At 64.2% G+C, this 22,562-nt stretch carries 19 protein-coding genes; 13 read left to right on the top strand and 6 right to left on the bottom strand.

Annotated features, from left to right (window positions below):
* Positions 1 to 186: 186 nt before the first annotated feature.
* From INQ47_RS24580 to INQ47_RS24555, 6 genes are read right to left on the bottom strand one after another with little or no spacing between them, the layout of a single operon-like run.
* Entirely contained in the window at positions 187 to 660 is a 474-nt protein-coding gene (locus INQ47_RS24580; protein WP_209969600.1) for a chemotaxis protein CheW, read from the bottom strand.
* A complete protein-coding gene (locus tag INQ47_RS24575) occupies positions 653 to 5,593 on the bottom strand; it encodes an Hpt domain-containing protein (protein ID WP_404702813.1) in 4,941 nt (1,646 codons plus the stop codon). The genes INQ47_RS24580 and INQ47_RS24575 overlap by 8 nt, the downstream gene beginning before the upstream one ends.
* A 12-nt stretch (positions 5,594 to 5,605) precedes the next feature.
* On the bottom strand, positions 5,606 to 7,630 hold the full coding sequence (locus INQ47_RS24570) for a methyl-accepting chemotaxis protein (protein WP_392520996.1): 2,025 nt from the start codon (positions 7,628 to 7,630) through the stop codon (positions 5,606 to 5,608).
* A 47-nt stretch (positions 7,631 to 7,677) separates the two neighbouring features.
* On the bottom strand, positions 7,678 to 8,232 hold the full coding sequence (locus tag INQ47_RS24565) for a chemotaxis protein CheW (RefSeq protein ID WP_252458848.1): 555 nt from the start codon (positions 8,230 to 8,232) through the stop codon (positions 7,678 to 7,680).
* Positions 8,229 to 8,594 carry a twitching motility response regulator PilH gene (pilH, locus tag INQ47_RS24560; RefSeq protein ID WP_014592657.1) on the bottom strand — a complete coding sequence of 122 codons (366 nt, stop codon included), beginning with the start codon at positions 8,592 to 8,594 and terminating at the stop codon, positions 8,229 to 8,231. Before pilH ends, INQ47_RS24565 begins: the two co-directional genes overlap by 4 nt.
* A gap of 47 nt (positions 8,595 to 8,641) precedes the next feature.
* Positions 8,642 to 9,043: a PleD family two-component system response regulator gene (locus INQ47_RS24555; protein ID WP_003249324.1), complete on the bottom strand. Its 402-nt coding sequence runs from the start codon at positions 9,041 to 9,043 to the stop codon at positions 8,642 to 8,644.
* A 238-nt stretch (positions 9,044 to 9,281) separates the two neighbouring features.
* Here INQ47_RS24555 and gshB point away from each other — a divergent pair, with 238 nt between their 5' ends.
* The 13 genes from gshB to phaC (INQ47_RS24490) all read left to right on the top strand — a co-directional run bounded on the left by gshB (position 9,282) and on the right by phaC (INQ47_RS24490) (position 22,549).
* Positions 9,282 to 10,235 carry a glutathione synthase gene (gene gshB / locus INQ47_RS24550; RefSeq protein WP_252458849.1) on the top strand — a complete coding sequence of 318 codons (954 nt, stop codon included), beginning with the start codon at positions 9,282 to 9,284 and terminating at the stop codon, positions 10,233 to 10,235.
* Between the two features lie 91 nt (positions 10,236 to 10,326).
* Positions 10,327 to 11,232, top strand: a complete 906-nt coding sequence (locus INQ47_RS24545; RefSeq protein WP_252458850.1) for an energy transducer TonB — start codon at positions 10,327 to 10,329, stop codon at positions 11,230 to 11,232.
* Positions 11,233 to 11,401: 169 nt separating this feature from the next.
* On the top strand, positions 11,402 to 11,971 hold the full coding sequence (locus tag INQ47_RS24540) for a YqgE/AlgH family protein (RefSeq protein ID WP_404702812.1): 570 nt from the start codon (positions 11,402 to 11,404) through the stop codon (positions 11,969 to 11,971).
* Complete coding sequence (gene ruvX / locus INQ47_RS24535) at positions 11,971 to 12,396, top strand: Holliday junction resolvase RuvX (RefSeq protein ID WP_003249316.1); 426 nt, start codon at positions 11,971 to 11,973, stop codon at positions 12,394 to 12,396. Before INQ47_RS24540 ends, ruvX begins: the two co-directional genes overlap by 1 nt.
* Before the next feature lie 49 nt (positions 12,397 to 12,445).
* A complete protein-coding gene (pyrR, locus tag INQ47_RS24530) occupies positions 12,446 to 12,964 on the top strand; it encodes a bifunctional pyr operon transcriptional regulator/uracil phosphoribosyltransferase PyrR (protein ID WP_176683065.1) in 519 nt (172 codons plus the stop codon).
* A gap of 12 nt (positions 12,965 to 12,976) precedes the next feature.
* A complete protein-coding gene (locus tag INQ47_RS24525; protein ID WP_021783749.1) occupies positions 12,977 to 13,981 on the top strand; it encodes an aspartate carbamoyltransferase catalytic subunit in 1,005 nt (334 codons plus the stop codon).
* The gene (locus INQ47_RS24520; protein WP_404702811.1) at positions 13,978 to 15,249 is read left to right on the top strand and encodes a dihydroorotase; all 1,272 of its coding nucleotides are present in this window, start codon (positions 13,978 to 13,980) and stop codon (positions 15,247 to 15,249) included. Before INQ47_RS24525 ends, INQ47_RS24520 begins: the two co-directional genes overlap by 4 nt.
* A gap of 211 nt (positions 15,250 to 15,460) precedes the next feature.
* Positions 15,461 to 15,991, top strand: a complete 531-nt coding sequence (gene hslV, locus INQ47_RS24515; protein ID WP_003249309.1) for an ATP-dependent protease subunit HslV — start codon at positions 15,461 to 15,463, stop codon at positions 15,989 to 15,991.
* A gap of 76 nt (positions 15,992 to 16,067) precedes the next feature.
* Positions 16,068 to 17,411 carry an ATP-dependent protease ATPase subunit HslU gene (gene hslU / locus INQ47_RS24510; RefSeq protein ID WP_003249308.1) on the top strand — a complete coding sequence of 448 codons (1,344 nt, stop codon included), beginning with the start codon at positions 16,068 to 16,070 and terminating at the stop codon, positions 17,409 to 17,411.
* Positions 17,412 to 17,577: 166 nt separating this feature from the next.
* Positions 17,578 to 17,955 (top strand): gamma-butyrobetaine hydroxylase-like domain-containing protein, encoded by a 378-nt coding sequence (locus tag INQ47_RS24505; RefSeq protein ID WP_003249306.1) that lies wholly within the window; start codon positions 17,578 to 17,580, stop codon positions 17,953 to 17,955.
* Between the two features lie 268 nt (positions 17,956 to 18,223).
* Positions 18,224 to 19,903, top strand: a complete 1,680-nt coding sequence (gene phaC / locus INQ47_RS24500) for a class II poly(R)-hydroxyalkanoic acid synthase (RefSeq protein ID WP_209969579.1) — start codon at positions 18,224 to 18,226, stop codon at positions 19,901 to 19,903.
* A gap of 62 nt (positions 19,904 to 19,965) precedes the next feature.
* Positions 19,966 to 20,850 (top strand): poly(3-hydroxyalkanoate) depolymerase, encoded by an 885-nt coding sequence (gene phaZ, locus INQ47_RS24495; protein ID WP_404702810.1) that lies wholly within the window; start codon positions 19,966 to 19,968, stop codon positions 20,848 to 20,850.
* Between the two features lie 16 nt (positions 20,851 to 20,866).
* Positions 20,867 to 22,549, top strand: coding sequence for a class II poly(R)-hydroxyalkanoic acid synthase (gene phaC / locus INQ47_RS24490; protein ID WP_252458853.1), 1,683 nt, complete (start codon positions 20,867 to 20,869; stop codon positions 22,547 to 22,549).
* Positions 22,550 to 22,562 lie beyond the last annotated feature (13 nt).

The raw sequence follows: 22,562 nt of genomic DNA, 5'->3' as shown, positions 1-22,562 counted from the left end.
TCAGTGGAAGACAGGGAATCGTGTTTCGAACTATGCTTTTTCATGGTCTCGCCCTCGCTGCCGTTGGCTTCTTCGAACACCACCGTGGCACTGTGATGCCTCGGCGGGGGCGAGTCCATCGATTACAACGGAGCGCAGCCATTGTAGGAGCGGGTTTACCCGCGAAGAGGCCCTGTGCCTCACATCCTACCCAAGATCAGGTTGCAGATCCGCGTCACGCACCAGCCTTTCCAATGCGACCAGGTCCGGCACCCGCGCCACCTGCTCCCCCACCTGCACCGCCGCCAGCTCCAGCCTGCCCAGCGCCACATCAACGTAGTTCAGCTGACTGTCGAGCTTGCACGAGCGCGGAATGCCCTGCAGCAACAGCGCCAGGTACCGCAAACCGGTATCGCCCAAGGCATTGAGCACCACCACGCGAGCCCGCTCCCCGCACGGCGTCTCACCACCGCACGCGGCCTCGAAACCGATCAACGGCAGGCGTTGCTGACGCCAGTCGATCCACCCCAGGTGCCAGGCGGGGTCGCCGTGCTGGCACACCAGGTTACGTTGCCCGCTCAGCTCGGCCACCGCCACGTTGGGCAACACCAGCGTGCGGTCCCCCAACGGCAGCAACAGCCCGGTCAGGCTGCTGCGCTGGCCGGAAATCAGTTCAAGCATGGGCCTGGCTCCAATGGGCGATGCTCTGCAACAGCAGCGATTCCTGGTACGGCTTGCCCAGGTATTCGTTGACGCCGATGGCCATGGCGCGGTCCCGGTGCTTCTGCCCGGTGCGCGAGGTGATCATGATGATCGGCAAGTCTTTGAGCCGCGCGTCACGGCGGATACGTGTGGCCACCTCGAAGCCGTCCATGCGCGGCATCTCGATGTCCAGCAACAACACGTCGGGCCGGTGCTCTTCCAGCAAGGCCATGGCATCAACGCCATCCTTGGCCGTGAGCACGCTCATGCCGTGGCGCTCCAGTAGGCGGCTGGTCACCTTGCGTACGGTTACCGAATCGTCCACCACCATCACCAGCAAGGCACGGCGCGGTGCCGGGCCAAGCAACTGGCGTTGGCTACCGCCACCGGGCAGGCGGGCCAGCCGTCGCTGCTGGCCGCGCAGTTGGCCCAGCAGGTCAAGAATCAGTACTACCCGGCCATCGCCCAGCAGTGTCGCCCCCGATAACCCGGCAACCGCGGCAAACTGCGGCCCCAGGCTTTTCACCACGATCTCGCGGCTGGGCGACAGGCTGTCGGCCTGGATGGCGAACGACTGTTCCTTGGAATGCACCAGCAGCACCGGCAACGGCACGCTCTGCCCCAGCAGCGCCGGGCGCGGCAGGCCTTGCAGCAACTCGCCCAGGTAGCGCAGCTCGTATTCGTGGCCTGCATAGACATAGCGGGGCGAGTCCAGCTGGTAGCACGCCGCGAGCTCGGCAGGTGGCACGCGGACGATGCCCTCGATGGTATTGAGCGGAATGGCGTATTGCTCTTCGCCCAGGTGCACCATCAGCGCACGGTTGATCGACACGGTGAACGGCAGGCGGATCAGGAAACGCGCCCCCTTGCCCTGCGCAGACTCGATACTCATCGAGCCACCCAGTTGCTTGACCTCCTCGTGCACCACATCCATGCCCAGCCCGCGCCCGGAAATCTGGGTGATCTTTTCGGCGGTAGAAAAGCCTGGCCGCAGGATGAACTGCAGGATCTCGTGGTCACTCAACTGCGCCTGCGGGTCCAGCAGGCCGCGCTTGATGGCCTTGCGCCGCACCGCTTCCAGTGGCACGCCGGCACCATCATCCGTCATTTCGATGACGATATCGGCGCCCTCATGCAGCAAATTCAGATGGATCGTGCCCTGCTCCGGCTTGCCGGCGGCCAGGCGCATTGCGCGGCTTTCCAGGCCGTGGTCAACGGCGTTGCGCAGCATATGCTCCAGTGGCGCCACCATGCGTTCCAGCACGCTGCGGTCCAGTTCGCCCTCGGCATTGCCAACCACCAATTCCACCTGCTTGCCCAGCTCGCTGGCCACCTGCCGCACAACGCGCTGCAAGCGCGGCACCAGGCGCTCGAACGGCACCATCAGGGTGGCCGTCAGGCCCTCCTGCAACTGGCTGTTCACCCGCGCCTGCTGTTGCAGCAGGCTGTAGGCCTCCTGAGCACGCTGAGCCAGGGTTTCCTTCAGGTCCAGAAGGTCCGAGGCAGACTCGAAGAGGGCGCGTGACAGCTGCTGCAGCTGGGAGTGGCGGTCCATTTCCAGAGGGTCGAAGTCGTCATAGGCATCGCCTTCGAACTGCTGCCGGCTGGAGATTCGCCCCTGGGTCTCCACATCCAGACGCAGCAACTGATCACGCATGCGCTCGAGTGTGGTTTCCATCTCGTTGAGGGCGAACTGCGCATCGTTGACCTGCTGCTCGATGCGCCCCCGGATGATCGAGTGCTCGCCGGCCAGGTTACCCAGGTCGTCGAGCAGCTCGGCGTCGACCTTGACCATGTCACCCGGTGCCCGCTCTGGCGCTGCTGCCGGTGCTTCGGCGGTTGCAGCTTCTGGCGGCCCCTGGCCCGCGGCACTGTCGGTCAGTGCCGCACTGCTGAAGTTGCGAATGTAGTCGATCAGCGCTGTAGCGGCATGCAGCGGCTGCCCCAGGCGCACAGCGTCAAGCATATGCGCCAACCGATCGTGGCAGTTCTGCAGCAGGGCGAACAGTGGCGCGCTTGGCGGCAATCTGCCGGCAGCCAACAGCTCGTAGAGAAACTCCAGTTCGTGGGCCAGGTCACCGATCGGGGTAATTTCGACCATGCGCGCCACGCCCTTGAGGGTGTGCAGGTCGCGCATCAGGTTGTCCACCTCGACGCTGCTGCGCGGGTCGGCCTGCCAACGTGCCAAGGCCGCCGCGGCGCTTTCGACGATGTCCGAGCTTTCTTCCAGAAACACTTCCAGCAGCTCTTCGCCGGGGCTTTCCGGTTTCTCGGCAAGCGGCTCGGCCACCTCCGGTTGCAACGGCGGGTGTGGCAACCCCAAGGTGTCGGACAGGTCCATGTCCGGGTGCAGTGGTGTGACCGTATCGATGCCCACCAGGCCGGTGGCATCCGGCGCCAGGGCCTGGTCCAGCAAGTTGCGCAGGCTGTCGACCAGCTCCGGGCGCGGCGGAATATCCTGCCCGGCGGCCACTTCGTCGAGCATGTCCAGCAGGGTCTCATGGGCCCGCTGCGCCTGGCTGAAGAAGCGGGCATCGGCAGGCAGGCTGCCCTCCTCCACAGCGCCATACAGGTCCAGCAACGCCTCGCACACCTCATCCATCTGCCACAGGTCGGCCAGGTGCGCGGCGTGCCCCAGGGTGGTCATCTGGTCGAGCAGATTATCCAGTGCGTCACGCTGGGCGGGCTGTTGCTGCCAACGCGACAACAGCGTCTCTGCATCGAGCAGGATGTCCATGGCCTGCGCCAGGAAGCTGGCGACCAACTGCGGATCATGCTTGCGGCGGCCGGCATGGTGCGGGTCTTCATGCAGGCTGGCCAGGCGGCCGTCCACTGCCTGGCCGACCTGTTCGATCAGTTCCGCGGCGCCGGGGATGGCGGCCAGTGGTGTGCTATCGAGTTGCGCCAAGCCCAGATGGAGCAACGAGCGCGCAGCTTCCAGCCACTCCATCTCGGCCATTTGCAGTGGCAGTTGATGGCCCTTGTATTCACGGGCCAGGCGGTCGAAGGCGGTGGCCAGTTCGGCGACCGGCATCACCCCGGCCATGGCGGCACTGCCTTTGAGCGTGTGCAAGGCACGCTGCAAGTCATCGCTGATCGGCGTGTCGTGGCCGCCAGCGCCTTGCAGATAACCCTCGAGGCTGGCCAGATGGCCCTGCGCCTCGGTGCGAAAAATGCCCAGCAACTGCGGATCGAGGCCATCGACACCGGCAGCCGCCGGGGCATCGTTTTCAGCCAGGCTGTGCAGGTGCCCGGCCAACTGCTCGATTTCAGTCAGTTGCGGCAACTGGCCAGCGGCAAAATCGGCCAGCAGGTCAGGCAGGTGAACGAACACCTGCTGCAGCGCTACAACCCCTTCCGGGCTGAGCACGCTGCGGCCCTCGAGCACCCGGTTCAGCAGGTGCTCGGCGCCCCAGGCCAGTTCAGCCACCGCCTCTGCATGCACCATGCGGCCGCTGCCTTTGAGCGTATGCAGCGCGCGACGCACTTCGCCCAGCGCCTCGCGCTGCTGGTTGTCGGCACGCCAGCGCAGCCAATGGCGCTCGATTTCCGGCAGCAGCTCGCCCGCTTCTTCAAGGAACACTTCGCGAAGCTCGTCATCGATGCCATCGCCACTGCCGTCCTGGTCTGGGCTGGCCCCGACCACCGCGCACTGCACACCCAGCGCCGCCAAGCTGGCCCGTGCCATCTCGATAAAGGGTTGGCCATCGGCCAGCGGGTCGGCCGCCCGCCATTGCAGGTAGCATTCGGCAGCGCTCAGTGCCTCGGCCAAGTGCGTCAGCTCATCAATCGGTGGCTCTTCCTCCAGGTGCTGCAACCAACGCTGCACATAGCTTGCGCAGCCGGCAAACAGCTCGGCCACGGCGGGCAGCATCAACATGGCCAGTGCCCCGCGGATCTGCTGCAACAGCCCCGGCAAGGGTTGCAGGCGTTGCCGAGGCCAGTCGGACTCCAGGTAATCGCCGATCAGATCCTTGGCCTGCTGCAACACGTTCAGCGATTCATTCAGCACCAGCTGGCGTATCTCGGCCAGGTCCGAGCCCGGCAGGCTGCCTTGGCCGTTTTCCTCCAAAGGGCCGACCATGCCGTTCAGGGAGGCCTCCACGTACAGCAGAGCCCCCGCCACATCCATCAACACCGCGTCGTCCACCGTCCGCTCGCCCTGAGCCAATGCCTGCAAAGCCAGCACCTGGTCGATGATCACCCGCCGCGGTTGCTGAAAGCCCAGTACCGCCAGGGTGTCAGCCACGTGGCGCAACGGTGCCAGTAGCGCATCGAGCTGCTCGCGGTGCTGACGGTCCCCGCGCCCGTACTGGTCCAGGCGCTCCTTGATGCGCATCAAGTCATCGCACAGTGCAGTCACCACCGAACGCAGCGCATCGCGCCCCGACCCAGCCTGCAACTGGTCACGCCAGTTGCCCAGCGACAGGTCGAGGTTGGCAAGGTCATCGTCACCTGCAAAGCGTTGGGCGGCACCGGTCATCAGGCTGGCCTGGGCCAGCGGTTCCTCGCCACGGCAGGCACGCAGCTGGTTGAGCAACGGCAGCATCACCAGCGGCAGGTCGTGGCGGGCACCGCGTAACCGCTCCAGATACGAGGGCAACTGCTCCAGGCCGCGGAACAACGCCCCCAGGCAATCACCCCGGGGGCTGACCTGGCCGTCGGCCAATGCCTTGGCGAACAGCTCCAATTCCTCGGCCAGACGCGTGGCGCCGCGCAGTTCGAGCATGCGCAGGCAGCCGTGCACCTGGTGCAGGTTGTCGACCACGAAAGCCATCATCGAAAGGTCGTCCGTCTCGCCAGCAAAGCGCTCCAGCGCCTGCCGTGCCTGACCCAGGCAATCGAGAATGGCGGCCTTGGTCCAGGCCAGCGCCACTGTTTCGTGACGCTCGGGGCTTACTGCAGACGCCATGGTCACTATTCCTCAACGCGGCTCGGTAGGTGGCGGCAGGGTGAATCCGGACACCGAACGGCGCATCTCGCTCGCCATGCGGGCCAGGTGGCGGATGCTGTCGGCGGTGGCGCCGGAGCCGGCGGAGGTTTGCGCGGTGATCTGCTGAATCACTGCCATGGTGTGGGAGATCTGCCCGGCTGACGAGGTCTGCAACTGGGCAGCGTCGGAGATGCTGTGGATAAGGTCGGCGAGGTTCTGCGATACCCCTTCGATCTCGGCCAGCGCTACCCCGGCATCCTGGGCCAGGCGTGCGCCACGCACCACTTCGGCGGTGGTTTGCTCCATGGAGATCACCGCTTCGTTGGTATCGGCCTGAATGGTACGCACCAGCGCCTCGATCTGGCGGGTGGCAGACGATGAGCGCTCAGCCAGGCGCTGCACCTCGTCGGCAACCACGGCAAACCCACGGCCGGCTTCCCCGGCCAACGAAGCCTGGATGGCAGCGTTCAGGGCAAGAATGTTGGTCTGGTCGGCAATGTCGTCGATCAGGCTGACGATGTCGCCGATTTCCTGAGAGGATTCGCCAAGGCGCTTGATCCGTTTGGCGGTGTCCTGGATCTGCTCGCGAATGTTGTCCATGCCGTTGATGGTGTTGTGCACCACCTCATTGCCTTTGTTGGCGATGGCCACCGAACGCTCGGCCACTTTGGCCGATTCGTAAGCATGCGCCGAAACCCGGTCAATCGACTCGACCATGTCACCCACCGCCTCGGACGCCTCGCTGATCTGTGCGGCCTGGTGCTCGGAGGCCTTGGCCAGTTGCCGCGCGGTGTTCTGCGTGTCCTGCACGGCGGCCGCGACCTGCACTGCACTGTGGTTGATGGTGGCGACCAGATCGCGCAACTGGTCCACGGAATAGTTGATCGAGTCGGCAATGGCGCCGGTGAAGTCTTCAGTCACCGATACGGTCACCGTCAGGTCGCCATCTGCCAGCTCTTCGATTTCGTCGAGCAGGCGCATGATGGCCTGCTGGTTACGTTCGTTCTTTTCTGCGGTCTCGCGCAGTTGGCGGTTGGTGGTACGCACCATGACCAGACCGATAAGGATGATCGAGGCCAGCGCCAGCAGGCCCAAGGCATAGCCGCCAACGGTGTCGAGGGTGCGACCGCCGGCCAGGTTCTCGAAACCGTTCGCCAGGTGTGAAGCTTCGTCGAGCAAGGTTTGCGACAGGCTGAAGATGTTGCCCGCAGCCTCACGCACACGGAACAGTTCGGGCGAGGTTTCGAGGATTTCGTCCACCGAACCGGCAACGAACTGGAACAACTCGGCGATTTCGGCCAGCCGTGCGCGGGCGTCGGCGTCTTCTACACGGGTTACCTGGATCGTCGCATTGCCATTGAGCATGCCCTCCAGCACCTGGCCAAAGCGCCCGGCGTCACGGCCAAAGGCATCGGCCGCCTGGGCGGCGCTGTCGTCACCGGCCAGGACGGTGTTGACCGAGCCAAGAATACGTTCGGCCAGCAACAGTTGGCGCTGGGCCACTGCAACCTGACTGGCCGGGGCACCGCTCTGCAGCAGGATCTCGACCACTTTTTCGTATTCCACCTGCAGCTGCGGCACGGTCTCGGCCAGGGTCGCTGCCACCTGGTGCAGCGACAGCACGGTCTGCTCGCTGGCCAGGATGATGTCGGTGTTCTTGCGCAGGTTTTCCCAGTCGCGGCGTACCGATTCCATCTCGTCACGCACCGAAGGCGGCGCAGGCGGCAGGCCAGTGGACTTGTCACCTTGGCGCAGGTAGCCCCAGCGCTGCTCGAAATCATTGCGCGCATCCGATAGCAGCTTGAAGGCCAAGGCCTTGCCGGTGGCCGCCTCGGTGGCGTTCTTGGCGATACGCTGCGACAGCACGCGCAGTTCGCCGGCATGGCCGATGTACTGCTTGTCGTAGTTGGATTGGGTATTCAGGTAAGCAAAGTTGGCAAACAGCAATATGATCGAGAGGATCAGTATCAGGAACAGCACGGTGATCTGCGCGATGCTGCGGGTACGTGGGCTCACGGTGGTGGCAGTGACGGGGGTGGCAGGCTTGTTCACGTTCGCAGGTCCTATAACGCCACATCGAGAAAGCCCGGCGCCTGGGCCAGGGCAAAGGGGCTGAAGATCGCCCAGTTACGTTCACGCGGAAAATACCCCTGCACAAAGCGTGCAGCGGCAGCGATCAGAGGCTGCGGCGGCGACAGCTGCAGGCTGTCGAGGGCAAAGTGCTGAAGGCCCAGCACCTCGTCGACCAGCAAGCCGACGAACAGATCGTCGTGATCCAGCACCAGCACTCGCCGCTGCTTGCCCGGTGCGGCGTGGCCCAGGCCGAAGAAGCAGCTCAAGTCCATCACCGGCAACAGCCGGCCACGCAGGTTGGCTACCCCGCACACCCACGGCTGCACGCCGGGGACCCGGCTACTGCGCGGTTCGCGCAGCACCTCGGCCACTTCGCCCATGGGCGCGACGAACCACTGCCCGGCAATGCGAAAGCCAATGCCGCTCCACTGCTGCACGCGGTTGTCCTGCAGCGGCTGGTCTGCGACCAGCAGGCGGCAGCGCCGGTCGATGTCCAGCAACAACTCAAAGGCGGTCAGCGACGCGCCTTGCGGGCGGGTGGTCAAGCCCCCAGCACTTCTTTGAGCTTGGCGATCAGCGCTTCCTCTTCCACCGGTTTGGTCAGGAAGTCACGGGCACCCTGGCGCGTGGCCCAGATACGGTCGGTTTCCTGGTCCTTGGTGGTTACCACGATCACTGGAATAGCGCTGGTTTCCGGGTCCTTGCTGAGCTGGCGGGTGGCCTGGAAGCCGTTCATGCCAGGCATGACGATGTCCATCAACACCGCGTCGGGCTTGTCCTGCCGGGCCAGAGCCACGCCGTCGGCACCGTTGCTGGCCTTGAGCACCTGGTAGCCGTGCTTTTCCAGCCATTCGGTCAATCTGTACATCTCTGTCGGCGAGTCGTCGACAATCAGAACTCGGGCCATGCTGTTTCCCCATCAGGAAAGTAGGACCGCGCCATGGCGGGGCTCGGTCAGGGTGCGTGTTGTTGAGGTGTGGCAAACCCGGGCACATGGGCGCGGATCGCGTCGAGCAGTTCTTCCTTGCTGAACGGCTTGGTCAGGAACTGATCGGAACCGACCACCCGGCCGCGGGCCTTGTCGAACAGGCCATCGCGCGACGACAGCAGGATAACCGGGGTGTCCTTGAAGGCACTGTTGTGCTTGATTACCGCGCAGGTCTGGTAGCCGTCCAGGCGTGGCATCAGCACATCGACGAAAATGATGCTGGGCTGATGGTCGACGATCTTGGCCAGGGCATCGAAGCCATCGCTGGCGGTGATCACCTCGCAGCCCGCTTCACCGAGCAGCATCTGCGCGGTGCGGCGGATCGTGCGGGAATCGTCGATCACCATCACCTTCAGGGGTTGTTCCATAGATGCCTACCAGTAGGATTGAAGCCGCAAGTTGCAAGCGGCAAGCTGCAAGAAAGCAGCTCGGCGCATGGATGCTCTTTTCTTGAGGCTTGTAGCTCAAGGCTTGCAGCTGCATTTTTAGCATACTCCGGGTGGCCATTCCATCTGCCACGCCCCTTGACCGGCGGCGTTCGCGGCGCCACCCTGAGCCACTTTTCTTTCGATCCACCGCGGCCACCTGCCGCCAAGAGGAACCCCCATGAGCGTTCGCCTCGGCATTGTCATGGACCCCATCGCGTCCATCTCCTACAAGAAGGACAGCTCGCTGGCCATGCTGCTGGCCGCCCAGGCACGCGGCTGGAGCCTGTTCTACATGGAACAGCAAGACCTGTATCAGGGCGAAGGCAAGGCCCGCGCCCGCATGCGCCCGCTGAACGTGTTTGCCGACCCGGCGCGCTGGTTCGAACTGGGCGAGGAGCAGGACAGCCCGCTGGCCGAGCTGGACGTGATCCTGATGCGCAAGGACCCGCCCTTCGACATGGAGTTTGTCTATAGCACTTACCTGCTGGAGCAAGCCGAGGCCGAAGGCGTACTGGTGGTAAACCGCCCGCAAAGCCTGCGCGACTGCAACGAAAAAATGTTCGCCACGCTGTTCCCGCAATGCACCACCCCAACCCTGGTCAGCCGCCGCCCGGACATCATTCGCGAATTCGCTGCCACGCATGCCGACGTGATCCTCAAGCCACTGGATGGCATGGGCGGTACGTCGATCTTCCGTCACCGGGCGGGCGACCCCAACCTGTCGGTGATCCTGGAAACCCTGACCGCACTGGGTGCCCAGCAGATCATGGCCCAGGCCTACCTGCCGGCAATCAAGGACGGCGACAAGCGCATCCTGATGATCGACGGTGAGCCAGTGGACTATTGCCTGGCACGTATTCCGGCCAGCGGTGAGACCCGTGGCAACCTGGCCGCTGGCGGGCGTGGCGAAGCCCGCCCACTGACCGAGCGCGACCGCTGGATCGCCGCCCAGGTCGGCCCGACGCTGCGCGAGAAGGGTCTGCTGTTCGTTGGCCTGGACGTAATCGGCGACTACCTCACCGAAATCAACGTCACCAGCCCCACCTGTATTCGCGAAATCGATGCCGCCTACAACACCGATATCGGTGGCAAGCTGATGGATGCCATTGATCGCAAGCTCAAGGCACGCTGACAGCCAACGCGAAGTAAAGCCGTAGAGTGGGGTATGATGCCGGTCCTATTCGACTGAGCTGCTGCCCCGCCCTGCGGTTGCTGGATACCTGATGACGCTGCCCGCTGACGTCCCTGCCGACCTGCTGCCTCCCCGTGTTCGCCCTGCGGACCGGCTCGGCTTCACCCTGTTCCTGGCTGCGCTGGTGCACCTGGCGCTGATCCTCGGCGTGGGTTTCACCGTGGTCAAGCCTGCCGAAATCCGCCACACCATGGACATCACCCTGGCCACCTTCAAGAGCGAGAAGCCGCCCGAGAAGGCCGACTTCCAGGCCCAGGACAACCAGCAAGGCAGCGGCACCCTGGACAAGAAAGCGGTGCCCAAGACCACCGAACTGGCGCCTTTCCAGGACAGCAAGATCAACAAGATCACCCCACCGCCTGCGGCCAGGCCCGAGGTGGTTCCACCCCCTACCCCGAAAAAGTCGGCGGTGGTGACTACGGCGCCCAAGCCGCACAAGGTCGAACCCAAACCCAAGGAAAGCAAAGCACAGCCCAAGCCAGCCGCACCGGCACCGGACTTCGACAGCTCCCAGCTGTCCAGCCAGATCGCCAGCCTGGAGGCGGAGCTGTCCAATGAGCAGCAGATGTACGCCAAGCGCCCGCGCATCCATCGCCTGAACGCCGCGTCGACCATGCGCGACAAGGGCGCCTGGTACAAGGAAGAGTGGCGCAAGAAGGTCGAGCGCGTGGGCAACCTGAACTATCCCGACGAAGCACGACGAAAGCAGATCTACGGCAACTTGCGCATGATGGTGTCGATCAACCGCGACGGCTCGCTCTACGAGGTACTGGTACTGGAATCGTCCGGCCAGCCCGTGCTGGACCAGGCGGCGCAACGCATCGTGCGGCTGGCGGCGCCGTTTGCACCGTTTACCGGGGATCTGGCCGAGTTCGACCGGCTGGAGATCATCCGCACCTGGCGCTTTGCCCGTGGGGACCGTTTGTCCAGTAACTGATTTTCTGCCTGTTCCGGCCCCTTCGCGGGCACGCCCGCTCCCACAGGTTGCTAACCGGCTCTGAAGCCTGTGGAGTACCGGTGGGAGCGGGCATGCCCGCGAAGGGGCCGGCACAAGCGACACAAAGCCCACCTTGTCAGTCTCGCCACCTGGCGCCACACTATCCCCCATGAAAACCCTCGCACCGAGCTACCTCAAGCACCAGTTCCTGATCGCCATGCCGCACATGGCCGATCCGAACTTCGCCCAGACCCTCACGTACATCGTCGAGCATAATGAGCATGGCGCCATGGGCCTGGTGGTCAACCGACCACAGGAACTGAGCCTGGCCGACATCCTCGAGCAACTGCGCCCGGACGAAATGCCGCCGGCCAGCACCTTGCAGGTGCCGATCTACCAGGGTGGCCCGGTACAAACCGACCGCGGTTTCGTGTTGCACAGCAGCGAGTGCAGCTTCCAGGCCAGCATGGCGCTGGAAGGGCTGTCGCTGACCACGTCACAGGACATATTGCTGGCTATCGCCGCCGGGGTGGGCCCGAAGCAGAGCCTGATCACCTTGGGCTATGCCGGTTGGGAAGCGGGCCAACTGGAAGCGGAGCTGGCCGACAACGCCTGGCTGAACTGCCCGTTCGACCCGGACATTGTCTTCGGGATGGCCAGCGACCTGCGCCTGGAGGCTGCGGCCGCCAGCCTGGGGATCAACCTGCACCTGCTGACCAGCCAGGCGGGCCACTCCTGATGGCTGAGCTACGCCTGCTGCTGGGCTTCGACTATGGCAGCAAACAGATCGGCGTGGCCGTCGGCCAGGTGATTACCGGCCAGGCCCGCGAACTGTGCACCCTGAAGGCGCAGAACGGCGTACCGGACTGGGCCCAGGTGGAAAAGCTGATTGCCGAATGGAAGCCAGATGCCATTGTGGTCGGCCTGCCGCTGAACATGGACGGCACGCCCAGCGAAATGAGCGCCCGCGCCGAAAAGTTCGCCCGCCGCCTGAACGGCCGCTTCAACCTGCCCGTGCACACGCACGACGAGCGCCTGACCACCTTCGAGGCCAAAGGCGAGCGCATGGCCCGTGGCGGCCAGCGTGGCAGCTACCGCGACAACCCGGTCGATGCCATTGCCGCTGCCTTGTTGCTGCAAGGCTGGCTGGAGGCCAATACCTGATCTTCTTTGCCGCCGGGCCCACCCGGCGCACCCTTCCGAGGAGCCCGCAATGAGCCTACCCAATCCCGCCGAGCTGATCCGGCAGATGGCTGTCGACCTTCGTGCCCATCTGGCACGCCGGGCAATCACCGAGCCCCGTTACATCGGTATCCGCACCGGCGGTGTCTGGGTTGCCCAGGCCCTGCAGGAAGCCATGGGCGACACCAGCCCCATGGGCACCCTGGACGTGTCGTTCTACCGCGACGACTTCAGCCAGAACGGCCTGCACCCGCAAGTGCGCCCGTCCGAGTTGCCGTTCGAGGTCGAAGGCCAGCACCTGGTGCTGGTGGACGACGTGCTGATGAGCGGTCGTACCATCCGAGCGGCGCTCAACGAACTGTTCGATTATGGCCGCCCGGCCAGCGTTACCCTGGTCTGCCTGCTGGACCTGGATGCCGGCGAACTGCCGATTCGCCCGAACGTGCTCGGCGCCACCCTGTCGCTGGCCGCCCATGAACGGGTAAAATTGACCGGACCCGCACCGCTCGCCCTCGAGCGCCAGGACCTCGCCTCCGCTTCCGCCCTTTAAGAGTCCCCCGCGATGACGCCAATCGACGCCAAGCGCCCGCTGCAGCTCAATGATCAGGGCCAGCTGCGCCACTTCCTCTCGCTTGACGGTTTGCCCCGCGAACTGCTCACCGAGATCCTCGACACCGCCGACTCCTTCCTGGAAGTCGGCGCCCGGGCTGTGAAAAAAGTCCCGTTGCTGCGCGGCAAGACTGTGTGCAACGTGTTCTTCGAGAACTCGACCCGTACCCGTACCACCTTCGAACTGGCAGCCCAGCGCCTGTCGGCCGACGTGATCAGCCTGAATGTGTCGACCTCCTCGACCAGCAAGGGCGAGACCCTGTTCGATACCCTGCGCAACCTCGAAGCCATGGCGGCCGACATGTTCGTCGTGCGCCATTCCGACTCCGGCGCCGCGCACTTCATCGCCGAGCACGTGTGCCCGGAGGTTGCCGTGATCAACGGCGGCGACGGCCGCCACGCGCACCCGACCCAGGGCATGCTCGACATGCTCACCATCCGCCGCCACAAAGGCAGCTTCGAGAACCTGTCCGTGGCCATCGTCGGCGACATCCTGCACTCGCGTGTGGCCCGTTCCGACATGCTCGCCCTCAAGGCACTGGGCTGCCCGGACATTCGCGTGATCGGCCCGAAAACCCTGATCCCGATCGGTATCGAGCAGTACGGTGTGAAGGTCTACACCGACCTCGCCGAAGGCCTGAAAGACGTCGACGTGGTGATCATGCTGCGCCTGCAGCGTGAGCGCATGGCCGGTGGCCTGCTCCCCAGCGAGGGCGAGTTCTACCGCCTGTTCGGCCTGACGACTGCACGCCTGGCCGCGGCCAAGCCCGATGCAATCGTCATGCACCCGGGCCCGATCAACCGTGGCGTGGAAATCGAGTCGGCGGTTGCCGACGGCAAGCACTCGGTGATCCTCAACCAGGTCACCTACGGCATCGCCGTGCGCATGGCCGTGCTGTCCATGGCCATGAGCGGGCAGAACGCGCAACGTCAATTCGACCAGGAGAACGCCCAGTGACCATCAGTATTCTCGGCGCCCGGGTCATCGACCCCAACAGCGGCCTGGACCAGGTCACCGACCTGCACCTGGACGGCGGCCGCATTGCCGCCATCGGTACCGCACCGGCCGGTTTCAGCGCCAGCCGCACAATCCAGGCTGATGGCCTGGTCGCAGCGCCCGGCCTGGTCGACCTGGGCGTGTCCCTGCGCGAGCCGGGTTACAGCCGCAAAGGCAACATCGCCAGCGAAACCCGCGCTGCCGTTGCCGGCGGTGTCACCAGCCTGTGCTGCCCGCCGCAGACAAAGCCAGTGCTGGACACATCGGCAGTGGCCGAGCTTATCCTTGACCGCGCCCGCGAAGCCGCCAACAGCAAGGTCTACCCGGTCGGCGCCCTGACCAAGGGCCTGGAAGGCGAGCAACTGGCCGAACTGGTGGCCCTGCGTGACACCGGTTGCGTAGCATTTGGCAACGGCCTGAAGGAAATCCCCAACAACCGTACCCTGGCCCGCGCCCTGGAGTATGCCGCCACCTTCGATCTGACGGTGGTGTTCCACTCCCAGGACCGCGATCTGGCCCAGGGCGGCCTGGCCCACGAAGGTGCCATGGCCAGCTTCCTCGGCCTGCCAGGCATCCCGGAAAGCGCCGAAACCGTGGCCCTGGCGCGCAACCTGCTGCTGGTGGAACAAAGCGGCGTGCGTGCGCACTTCAGCCAGATCACCAGTGCCCGTGGCGCGCGGCTGATCGCCCAGGCCCAGGCCTTGGGCCTGCCTGTGACCGCCGATGTAGCGCTGTACCAGCTGATCCTCACGGACGAGTCGCTGCGCGAGTTCTCCAGCCTGTACCACGTGCAGCCGCCACTGCGCACCGCTGCCGACCGTGACGGATTGCGCGAGGCGGTGAAGTCGGGGGTGATCCAGGCAATCTCCAGCCACCACCAGCCGCACGAGCGCGACGCCAAGTTGGCCCCGTTCGGCGCCACCGAGCCGGGTATCAGCAGCGTCGAGTTGCTGCTGCCACTGGCCATGACCCTGGTGCAGGACGGCCTGCTCGACCTGCCAACTTTGCTGGCCCGTCTGAGCAGCGGCCCGGCTGCCGCCCTGCGCCTGCCGGCCGGGGAGCTGAAAGTGGGGGGCGCGGCCGACCTGGTGCTGTTCGACCCGCAAGCGTCCACCGTTGCCGGCGAACAATGGTTCTCCCGCGGCGAGAACTGCCCGTTCATCGGCCACTGCCTGCCGGGTGCGGTGCGTTATACCTTGGTCGATGGCCACGTCTGCCACGAGGCCTGAGTAACATGCTTCGCGGGCACGCCCGCTCCCACAGGATCACCACAATTCCAAGGCATGTGGTAACCCTGTGGGAGCGGGCATGCCCGCGAATGCCTTCACATAGTCCCCCCGCCAAGCGCGACCATTCATCCCCCCCGGTTGAAATCCTTCCCCCCACCCCCATATGAGTCTGCATCAGGCACTTTCGCCCCGCTGCGTGGAGACTCTCCCCTTGACCACAATCGTTTCTGTCCGCCGTAACGGCAAAGTCGTCATGGGCGGCGACGGCCAGGTATCCCTTGGCAACACCGTGATGAAAGGCAACGCCAAGAAGGTGCGCCGCCTGTACCACGGCCAGGTCATCGCGGGCTTCGCCGGCGCTACCGCCGACGCTTTCACCCTGTTCGAGCGCTTTGAAGGTCAGCTGGAGAAACACCAGGGCCACCTGGTACGCGCCGCCGTCGAGCTGGCCAAGGAATGGCGTACCGACCGCTCCCTGAGCCGCCTGGAAGCCATGCTCGCCGTGGCCAACAAGGATGCATCCCTGATCATCACCGGCAACGGTGACGTGGTCGAACCCGAAGATGGCCTGATCGCCATGGGTTCCGGCGGCGCCTATGCCCAGGCCGCAGCCCGTGCCCTGCTGAACAAGACCGACCTCTCGGCCCGCGAAATCGCCGAGACCGCCCTGAACATCGCCGGCGACATCTGCGTGTTCACCAACCACAACCTGACCATCGAGGAGCAGGACCTGGCCGACTGATTCAGCTGTTCTGGCGCCCCTTCCCGGCGAAGGGGCTTTTCCACGCTGACTCACCTGCCCAAGGACCGTATTGATCATGTCCATGACCCCCCGCGAGATCGTCCACGAACTCAACCGCCACATCATCGGCCAGGACGACGCCAAGCGCGCCGTGGCCATTGCGCTGCGCAACCGCTGGCGGCGCATGCAGCTCCCTGCCGAGCTGCGTGCCGAAGTCACCCCCAAGAACATCCTGATGATCGGCCCTACCGGCGTCGGCAAGACCGAAATCGCCCGCCGTCTGGCCAAGCTGGCCAACGCGCCGTTTCTCAAGGTCGAAGCCACCAAGTTTACCGAAGTGGGCTACGTAGGCCGCGACGTCGAGTCGATCATCCGTGACCTGGCCGATGCCGCGCTGAAGATGCTGCGCGAGCAGGAAATCATCCGCGTGCGCCACCGCGCCGAAGACGCCGCCGAAGACCGCATCCTCGACGCCCTGCTGCCCCAGGCGCGCGTCACCAGCTTCAGCGAAGAAGCCGCACAGACCAGCAGCGACTCCAACACTCGCCAGCTGTTCCGCAAACGCCTGCGCGAAGGCCAACTGGACGACAAGGAAATCGAGATCGAAGTGGCCGATGCCGTCGGTGTCGAAATTGCTGCGCCGCCCGGCATGGAAGAAATGACCAACCAGCTGCAGAGCCTGTTTGCCAATATGGGCAAGGGCAAGCGCAAAGCGCGCAAGCTGAAGGTAAAAGAAGCGCTGAAGATGGTTCGCGATGAAGAAGCGAGCCGCCTGGTCAACGAGGAAGAGCTCAAGGCCAAGGCCCTGGAAGCGGTCGAACAGCACGGCATCGTGTTTATCGACGAAATCGACAAGGTTGCCAAGCGTGGCAACGTTGGCGGCGCCGACGTGTCCCGCGAAGGCGTGCAGCGCGACCTGCTGCCGCTGATCGAAGGCTGCACCGTCAACACCAAGCTGGGCATGGTCAAGACCGACCACATTCTGTTCATTGCCTCGGGTGCCTTCCACCTGAGCAAGCCGAGCGACCTGGTGCCCGAGCTGCAAGGCCGCCTGCCGATCCGTGTCGAGCTGAAGGCACTGACCCCGGAAGACTTCGAGCGCATCCTGCAAGAGCCGCACGCGTCGCTGACCGAGCAGTACCAGGCATTGCTGAAGACCGAAGGCCTGAACATCGAGTTCCTCGCCGACGGCATCAAGCGCCTGGCCGAGATTGCCTACCAGGTCAACGAGAAAACCGAAAACATCGGTGCCCGCCGCCTGCACACCCTGCTCGAGCGCTTGCTCGAAGAGGTGTCGTTCAGTGCGGGCGACCTGGCCAGCACCCATGACGAAGCGCCGATCCAGATCGACGCGGCGTATGTGAACAGCCACCTTGGTGAGCTGGCACAGAACGAAGACCTGTCGCGTTACATTCTGTAAGACCGGTTGCGACAGCTTCGCGGGCACGCCCGCTCCTATACGGACCACCACAGGCCCAAGGCATGTCGTGATCTGTGCAGGGGCGGGCTTGCCCGTGAAGAGGCCCTTGAATCCCTTTCCCATAAGCTGGAAGCTGTGCTTCATCAGCTCCCGAGAGATTCTGCCCATGGCCCGCCTGCCCACCGCCATCAACCTGCACAAAGCCTCCAAAACCCTCAGCCTCACCTACGCTCCCGGCGAGGTCTACCACCTGCCCGCCGAATTCCTGCGCGTGCACTCTCCCTCCGCCGAGGTCCAGGGCCACGGCAATCCCATCCTGCAGTTCGGCAAGATCAATGTCGGCCTCAGTGGCCTGGAACCTGCCGGCCAATATGCACTGAAACTGACCTTCGACGACGGTCATGACAGCGGCTTGTTCACCTGGGAATACCTTGAGCAACTGTGCTTGCGCCAGGAACAACTGTGGGCGGAGTACCTCGACGAGTTACACAAGGCCGGCAAATCCCGCGACCCGGCCGAATCTGTGGTCAAGCTCATGCTCTAGCGCAAGGCCTGCGGGGTTTAGAGCGCATTTTCTAAATTCATCTGTTTGAATGACTTGAAGACAGCCCAGTGAAGGGCTGTCTTGCGCATTACACGAAAGTCGGGTAACCAATGTGTGTGGCAAGTTCCCTGCATGGCTTTTCAGGTCGTCAGGAGCCACGCAGCACCGCTGTTCCTTATCACTGGTCACCCGAGTAGCAGTACCGGGCTCAGGGCTGTGCACCCGCCACAGCAACCGGTACTCGTCTCAGGACAACGGAGCGTCGTAGATGAGTAACAAGAACAACGATGAGCTGCAGCGGCAGGCCTCGGAAAACACCCTGGGGCTGAACCCGGTCATCGGCATCCGCCGCAAGGACCTGTTGAGCTCGGCACGCACCGTGCTGCGCCAGGCCGTGCGCCAACCGCTGCATAGCGCCAAACATGTGGCTCACTTTGGCCTGGAGCTGAAGAACGTGCTGCTGGGCAAGTCCAGCCTGGCCCCGGAAAGCGACGACCGTCGCTTCAATGACCCGGCCTGGAGCAACAACCCGCTGTACCGCCGCTACCTGCAAACCTATCTGGCCTGGCGCAAGGAGCTGCAGGACTGGGTCAGCAGCAGCGACCTGTCCCCCCAGGACATCAGCCGCGGCCAGTTCGTCATCAACCTGATGACCGAGGCCATGGCGCCGACCAATACCCTGTCCAACCCGGCTGCGGTCAAACGCTTCTTCGAAACCGGCGGCAAGAGCCTGCTCGATGGCCTGTCCAACCTGGCCAAGGACATGGTCAATAACGGCGGCATGCCTAGCCAGGTGAACATGGATGCCTTCGAAGTGGGCAAGAACCTGGGCACCAGCGAAGGCGCGGTGGTGTACCGCAACGATGTGCTGGAGCTGATCCAGTACAGCCCCATCACCGAGCAGGTGCACGCCCGCCCGCTGCTGGTGGTGCCACCGCAGATCAACAAGTTCTATGTGTTCGACCTCAGCCCGGAAAAGAGCCTGGCGCGCTTCTGCCTGCGCTCGCAGCAGCAGACCTTCATCATCAGCTGGCGCAACCCGACCAAGGCCCAGCGCGAATGGGGCCTGTCCACCTACATCGATGCGCTGAAAGAAGCTGTCGACGCGGTGCTGGCGATTACCGGCAGCAAAGACTTGAACATGCTCGGCGCCTGCTCCGGCGGCATCACCTGTACCGCACTGGTGGGCCACTATGCCGCCATTGGTGAGAACAAGGTCAACGCCCTGACCCTGCTGGTCAGCGTGCTGGACACCACCATGGACAACCAGGTCGCACTGTTTGTCGACGAGCAGACCTTGGAGGCAGCCAAGCGCCACTCCTATCAGGCGGGCGTGCTGGAAGGCAGCGAAATGGCCAAGGTGTTCGCCTGGATGCGCCCCAACGACCTGATCTGGAATTACTGGGTAAACAACTACCTGCTCGGCAATGAGCCCCCCGTGTTCGACATCCTGTTCTGGAACAACGACACCACGCGTCTGCCGGCCGCCTTCCACGGCGACCTGATCGAAATGTTCAAGAGCAACCCGCTGACCCGCCCCGACGCCCTGGAAGTGTGCGGCACCGCGATCGACCTGAAACAGGTCAAATGCGACATCTACAGCCTCGCTGGCACCAACGACCACATCACCCCATGGCCGTCGTGCTACCGCTCGGCGCATCTGTTCGGCGGCAAGATCGAATTCGTACTGTCCAACAGCGGGCATATCCAGAGCATCCTCAACCCGCCGGGTAACCCGAAGGCACGTTTCATGACCGGTGCCGACCGCCCGGGCGACCCGGTGGCCTGGCAGGAAAACGCCATCAAGCATGCAGACTCCTGGTGGTTGCACTGGCAGAGTTGGCTGGGCGAGCGTGCCGGCGCGCTGAAAAAGGCACCGACCCGCCTGGGCAACCGTGCGTATGCCGCCGGTGAAGCCTCCCCAGGCACCTACGTTCACGAGCGTTGAGTTACAGCGCCGTGGCGGCCTGCAAGGCGCCACGGTGTTTACTTCACCCAAGAGTCACGTGCATGCCGCAACCCTATATCTTCAGGACCGTCGAGCTGGACAACCAGTCCATCCGCACCGCTGTTCGCCCCGGCAAGCCGCACCTGACGCCGTTGCTGATCTTCAACGGCATCGGCGCCAACCTCGAGCTGGTGTTTCCGTTCATCGAAGCACTTGACCCGGACCTGGAAGTCATCGCCTTCGATGTGCCCGGGGTCGGCGGCTCGTCCACACCGCGCCACCCGTATCGCTTCCCTGGGCTGGCCAAGCTGACCGCGCGGATGCTCGACTACCTCGACTACGGCCAGGTCAACGTCATCGGCGTGTCCTGGGGCGGCGCCCTGGCCCAGCAGTTTGCTCACGATTACCCCGAGCGCTGCAAGAAACTGGTGCTGGCCGCCACCGCTGCCGGTGCGGTCATGGTGCCAGGCAAGCCCAAGGTGCTGTGGATGATGGCCAGCCCCCGGCGTTACGTGCAGCCGTCGCATGTCATCCGCATTGCGCCGATGATCTATGGCGGCGGCTTCCGACGTGACCCCGACCTGGCCATGCACCATGCCGCCAAGGTGCGCTCCGGCGGCAAGCTGGGCTACTACTGGCAGCTGTTCGCCGGGCTCGGCTGGACCAGCATCCACTGGCTGCACAAGATCCAGCAGCCCACCCTGGTACTGGCCGGCGACGACGACCCGCTGATCCCGCTGATCAACATGCGCCTGCTGGCCTGGCGGATTCCCAATGCCCAGCTACACATTATCGACGACGGCCATCTGTTCCTGATCACCCGGGCAGAAGCCGTCGCCCCGATCATCATGAAGTTCCTGCAGGAAGAACGTCAGCGTGCGGTCATGCATCCCCGTCCGGCTTCGGGGGGGGTGAAACAGCTGCGGCCTGACAGGGAAATGGATTAGACGAGGGAGTGTTGCCATGAAAGACAAACCGGCCAAAGGATCGACAACGCTCCCCGCCACCCGCATGAACGTGCAGAACGCCATCCTCGGCCTGCGCGGCCGCGACCTGCTTTCCACGCTGCGCAACGTCGGTCGCCACGGCCTGCGCCACCCGCTGCATGCCGCGCATCATCTGCTGGCGCTTGGCGGGCAGTTGGGGCGGGTAATGCTGGGGGATACGCCTTACCAGCCAAACCCGCGTGACGCACGCTTCAGTGACCCGACCTGGAGCCAGAACCCGTTCTATCGCCGCGGCCTGCAGGCCTATCTGGCCTGGCAGAAGCAGACACGCCAGTGGATCGATGAAAGCCACTTGAACGACGATGATCGAGCCCGCGCCCATTTTCTGTTCAACCTGATCAACGATGCGCTGGCGCCCAGCAACTCACTGCTCAATCCGCTGGCGGTCAAGGAGCTGTTCAACACCGGCGGCCAGAGCCTGGTGCGCGGCGTGGCCCACCTGCTCGACGACCTGCGTCACAACGATGGGCTGCCGCGTCAGGTGGACGAGCGCGCCTTTGAAGTGGGCGTTAACCTGGCCGCAACCCCTGGCGCAGTGGTATTTCGCAACGAACTGCTGGAGCTGATCCAGTACTCGCCGATGAGCGAAAAGCAGCACGCACGCCCACTGCTGGTCGTGCCGCCTCAGATCAACAAGTTCTACATCTTCGACCTCAGCGCTACCAACAGCTTTGTCCAGTACATGCTCAAAAGCGGCTTGCAGGTGTTCATGGTCAGCTGGCGCAACCCCGACCCACGCCACCGTGAATGGGGCCTTTCCAGCTACGTGCAAGCCCTGGAGGAAGCGCTCAATGCCTGCCGCAGTATCAGCGGCAACCGCGACCCCAACCTGATGGGCGCCTGTGCCGGTGGCCTGACCATGGCCGCACTGCAAGGCCACCTGCAAGCCAAGAAGCAGTTGCGCCGGGTGCGCAGTGCCACGTATCTGGTCAGCTTGCTGGACAGCAAGTTCGAAAGCCCGGCCAGCCTGTTCGCCGATGAGCAAACCATCGAAGCGGCCAAGCGACGCTCTTATCAGCGTGGCGTGCTGGACGGTGGCGAAGTGGCGCGGATCTTTGCCTGGATGCGGCCCAACGACCTGATCTGGAACTACTGGGTCAACAACTACCTGCTCGGCAAGACACCGCCGGCTTTCGACATCCTGTACTGGAATGCCGACAGTACGCGCCTGCCCGCCGCGCTGCATGGCGACCTGCTGGAGTTTTTCAAGCTCAACCCCTTGACCTACGCGTCCGGGCTGGAAGTATGCGGTACGCCGATCGACCTGCAGCAGGTCAATATCGACAGCTTTACCGTGGCCGGCAGCAACGACCACATCACGCCATGGGACGCGGTGTACCGCTCGGCCTTGCTGCTGGGTGGCGAGCGGCGCTTCGTGCTGGCCAACAGCGGGCATATCCAAAGCATCATCAACCCGCCAGGCAACCCCAAAGCCTACTACCTGGCCAACCCCAAGCTGAGCAACGACCCGCGCGCCTGGTTCCACGATGCCAAGCGCAGCGAAGGCAGCTGGTGGCCGTTGTGGCTGGAGTGGATCACCGCCCGCTCCGGCCTGCTCAAGGCGCCGCGCACTGAACTGGGCAACGCCACTTACCCACCGCTAGGCCCCGCGCCAGGCTCCTACGTGCTGACCCGATGAGCATGCTGACTGG

Origin of the sequence: Pseudomonas sp. 3HC3 (genome assembly GCF_044904505.1) — a bacterium.
Lineage (GTDB): Bacteria > Pseudomonadota > Gammaproteobacteria > Pseudomonadales > Pseudomonadaceae > Aquipseudomonas > Aquipseudomonas putida_Y.
The sequence above is the reverse complement of the archived record's forward strand: the minus strand, read 5'-3'. Positions and strand labels throughout refer to the sequence as shown.

Bases quoted from the DNA above. Each gene is read 5' to 3' on its own strand.
- gshB (WP_252458849.1), top strand. From the start codon at position 9,282: ATGAGCGTTCGCCTCGGCATTGTCATGGACCCCATCGCGTCCATCTCC.
- ruvX (WP_003249316.1), top strand. From the start codon at position 11,971: ATGGCTGAGCTACGCCTGCTGCTGGGCTTCGACTATGGCAGCAAACAG.
- INQ47_RS24555 (WP_003249324.1), bottom strand. From the start codon at position 9,043: ATGGAACAACCCCTGAAGGTGATGGTGATCGACGATTCCCGCACGATC.
- INQ47_RS24575 (WP_404702813.1), bottom strand. From the start codon at position 5,593: ATGGCGTCTGCAGTAAGCCCCGAGCGTCACGAAACAGTGGCGCTGGCC.
- phaZ (WP_404702810.1), top strand. From the start codon at position 19,966: ATGCCGCAACCCTATATCTTCAGGACCGTCGAGCTGGACAACCAGTCC.
- phaC (WP_209969579.1), top strand. From the start codon at position 18,224: ATGAGTAACAAGAACAACGATGAGCTGCAGCGGCAGGCCTCGGAAAAC.
- INQ47_RS24505 (WP_003249306.1), top strand. From the start codon at position 17,578: ATGGCCCGCCTGCCCACCGCCATCAACCTGCACAAAGCCTCCAAAACC.
- INQ47_RS24580 (WP_209969600.1), bottom strand. From the start codon at position 660: ATGCTTGAACTGATTTCCGGCCAGCGCAGCAGCCTGACCGGGCTGTTG.
- phaC (WP_252458853.1), top strand. From the start codon at position 20,867: ATGAAAGACAAACCGGCCAAAGGATCGACAACGCTCCCCGCCACCCGC.
- INQ47_RS24540 (WP_404702812.1), top strand. From the start codon at position 11,402: ATGAAAACCCTCGCACCGAGCTACCTCAAGCACCAGTTCCTGATCGCC.
- INQ47_RS24525 (WP_021783749.1), top strand. From the start codon at position 12,977: ATGACGCCAATCGACGCCAAGCGCCCGCTGCAGCTCAATGATCAGGGC.
- pilH (WP_014592657.1), bottom strand. From the start codon at position 8,594: ATGGCCCGAGTTCTGATTGTCGACGACTCGCCGACAGAGATGTACAGA.
- pyrR (WP_176683065.1), top strand. From the start codon at position 12,446: ATGAGCCTACCCAATCCCGCCGAGCTGATCCGGCAGATGGCTGTCGAC.
- hslU (WP_003249308.1), top strand. From the start codon at position 16,068: ATGTCCATGACCCCCCGCGAGATCGTCCACGAACTCAACCGCCACATC.
- INQ47_RS24545 (WP_252458850.1), top strand. From the start codon at position 10,327: ATGACGCTGCCCGCTGACGTCCCTGCCGACCTGCTGCCTCCCCGTGTT.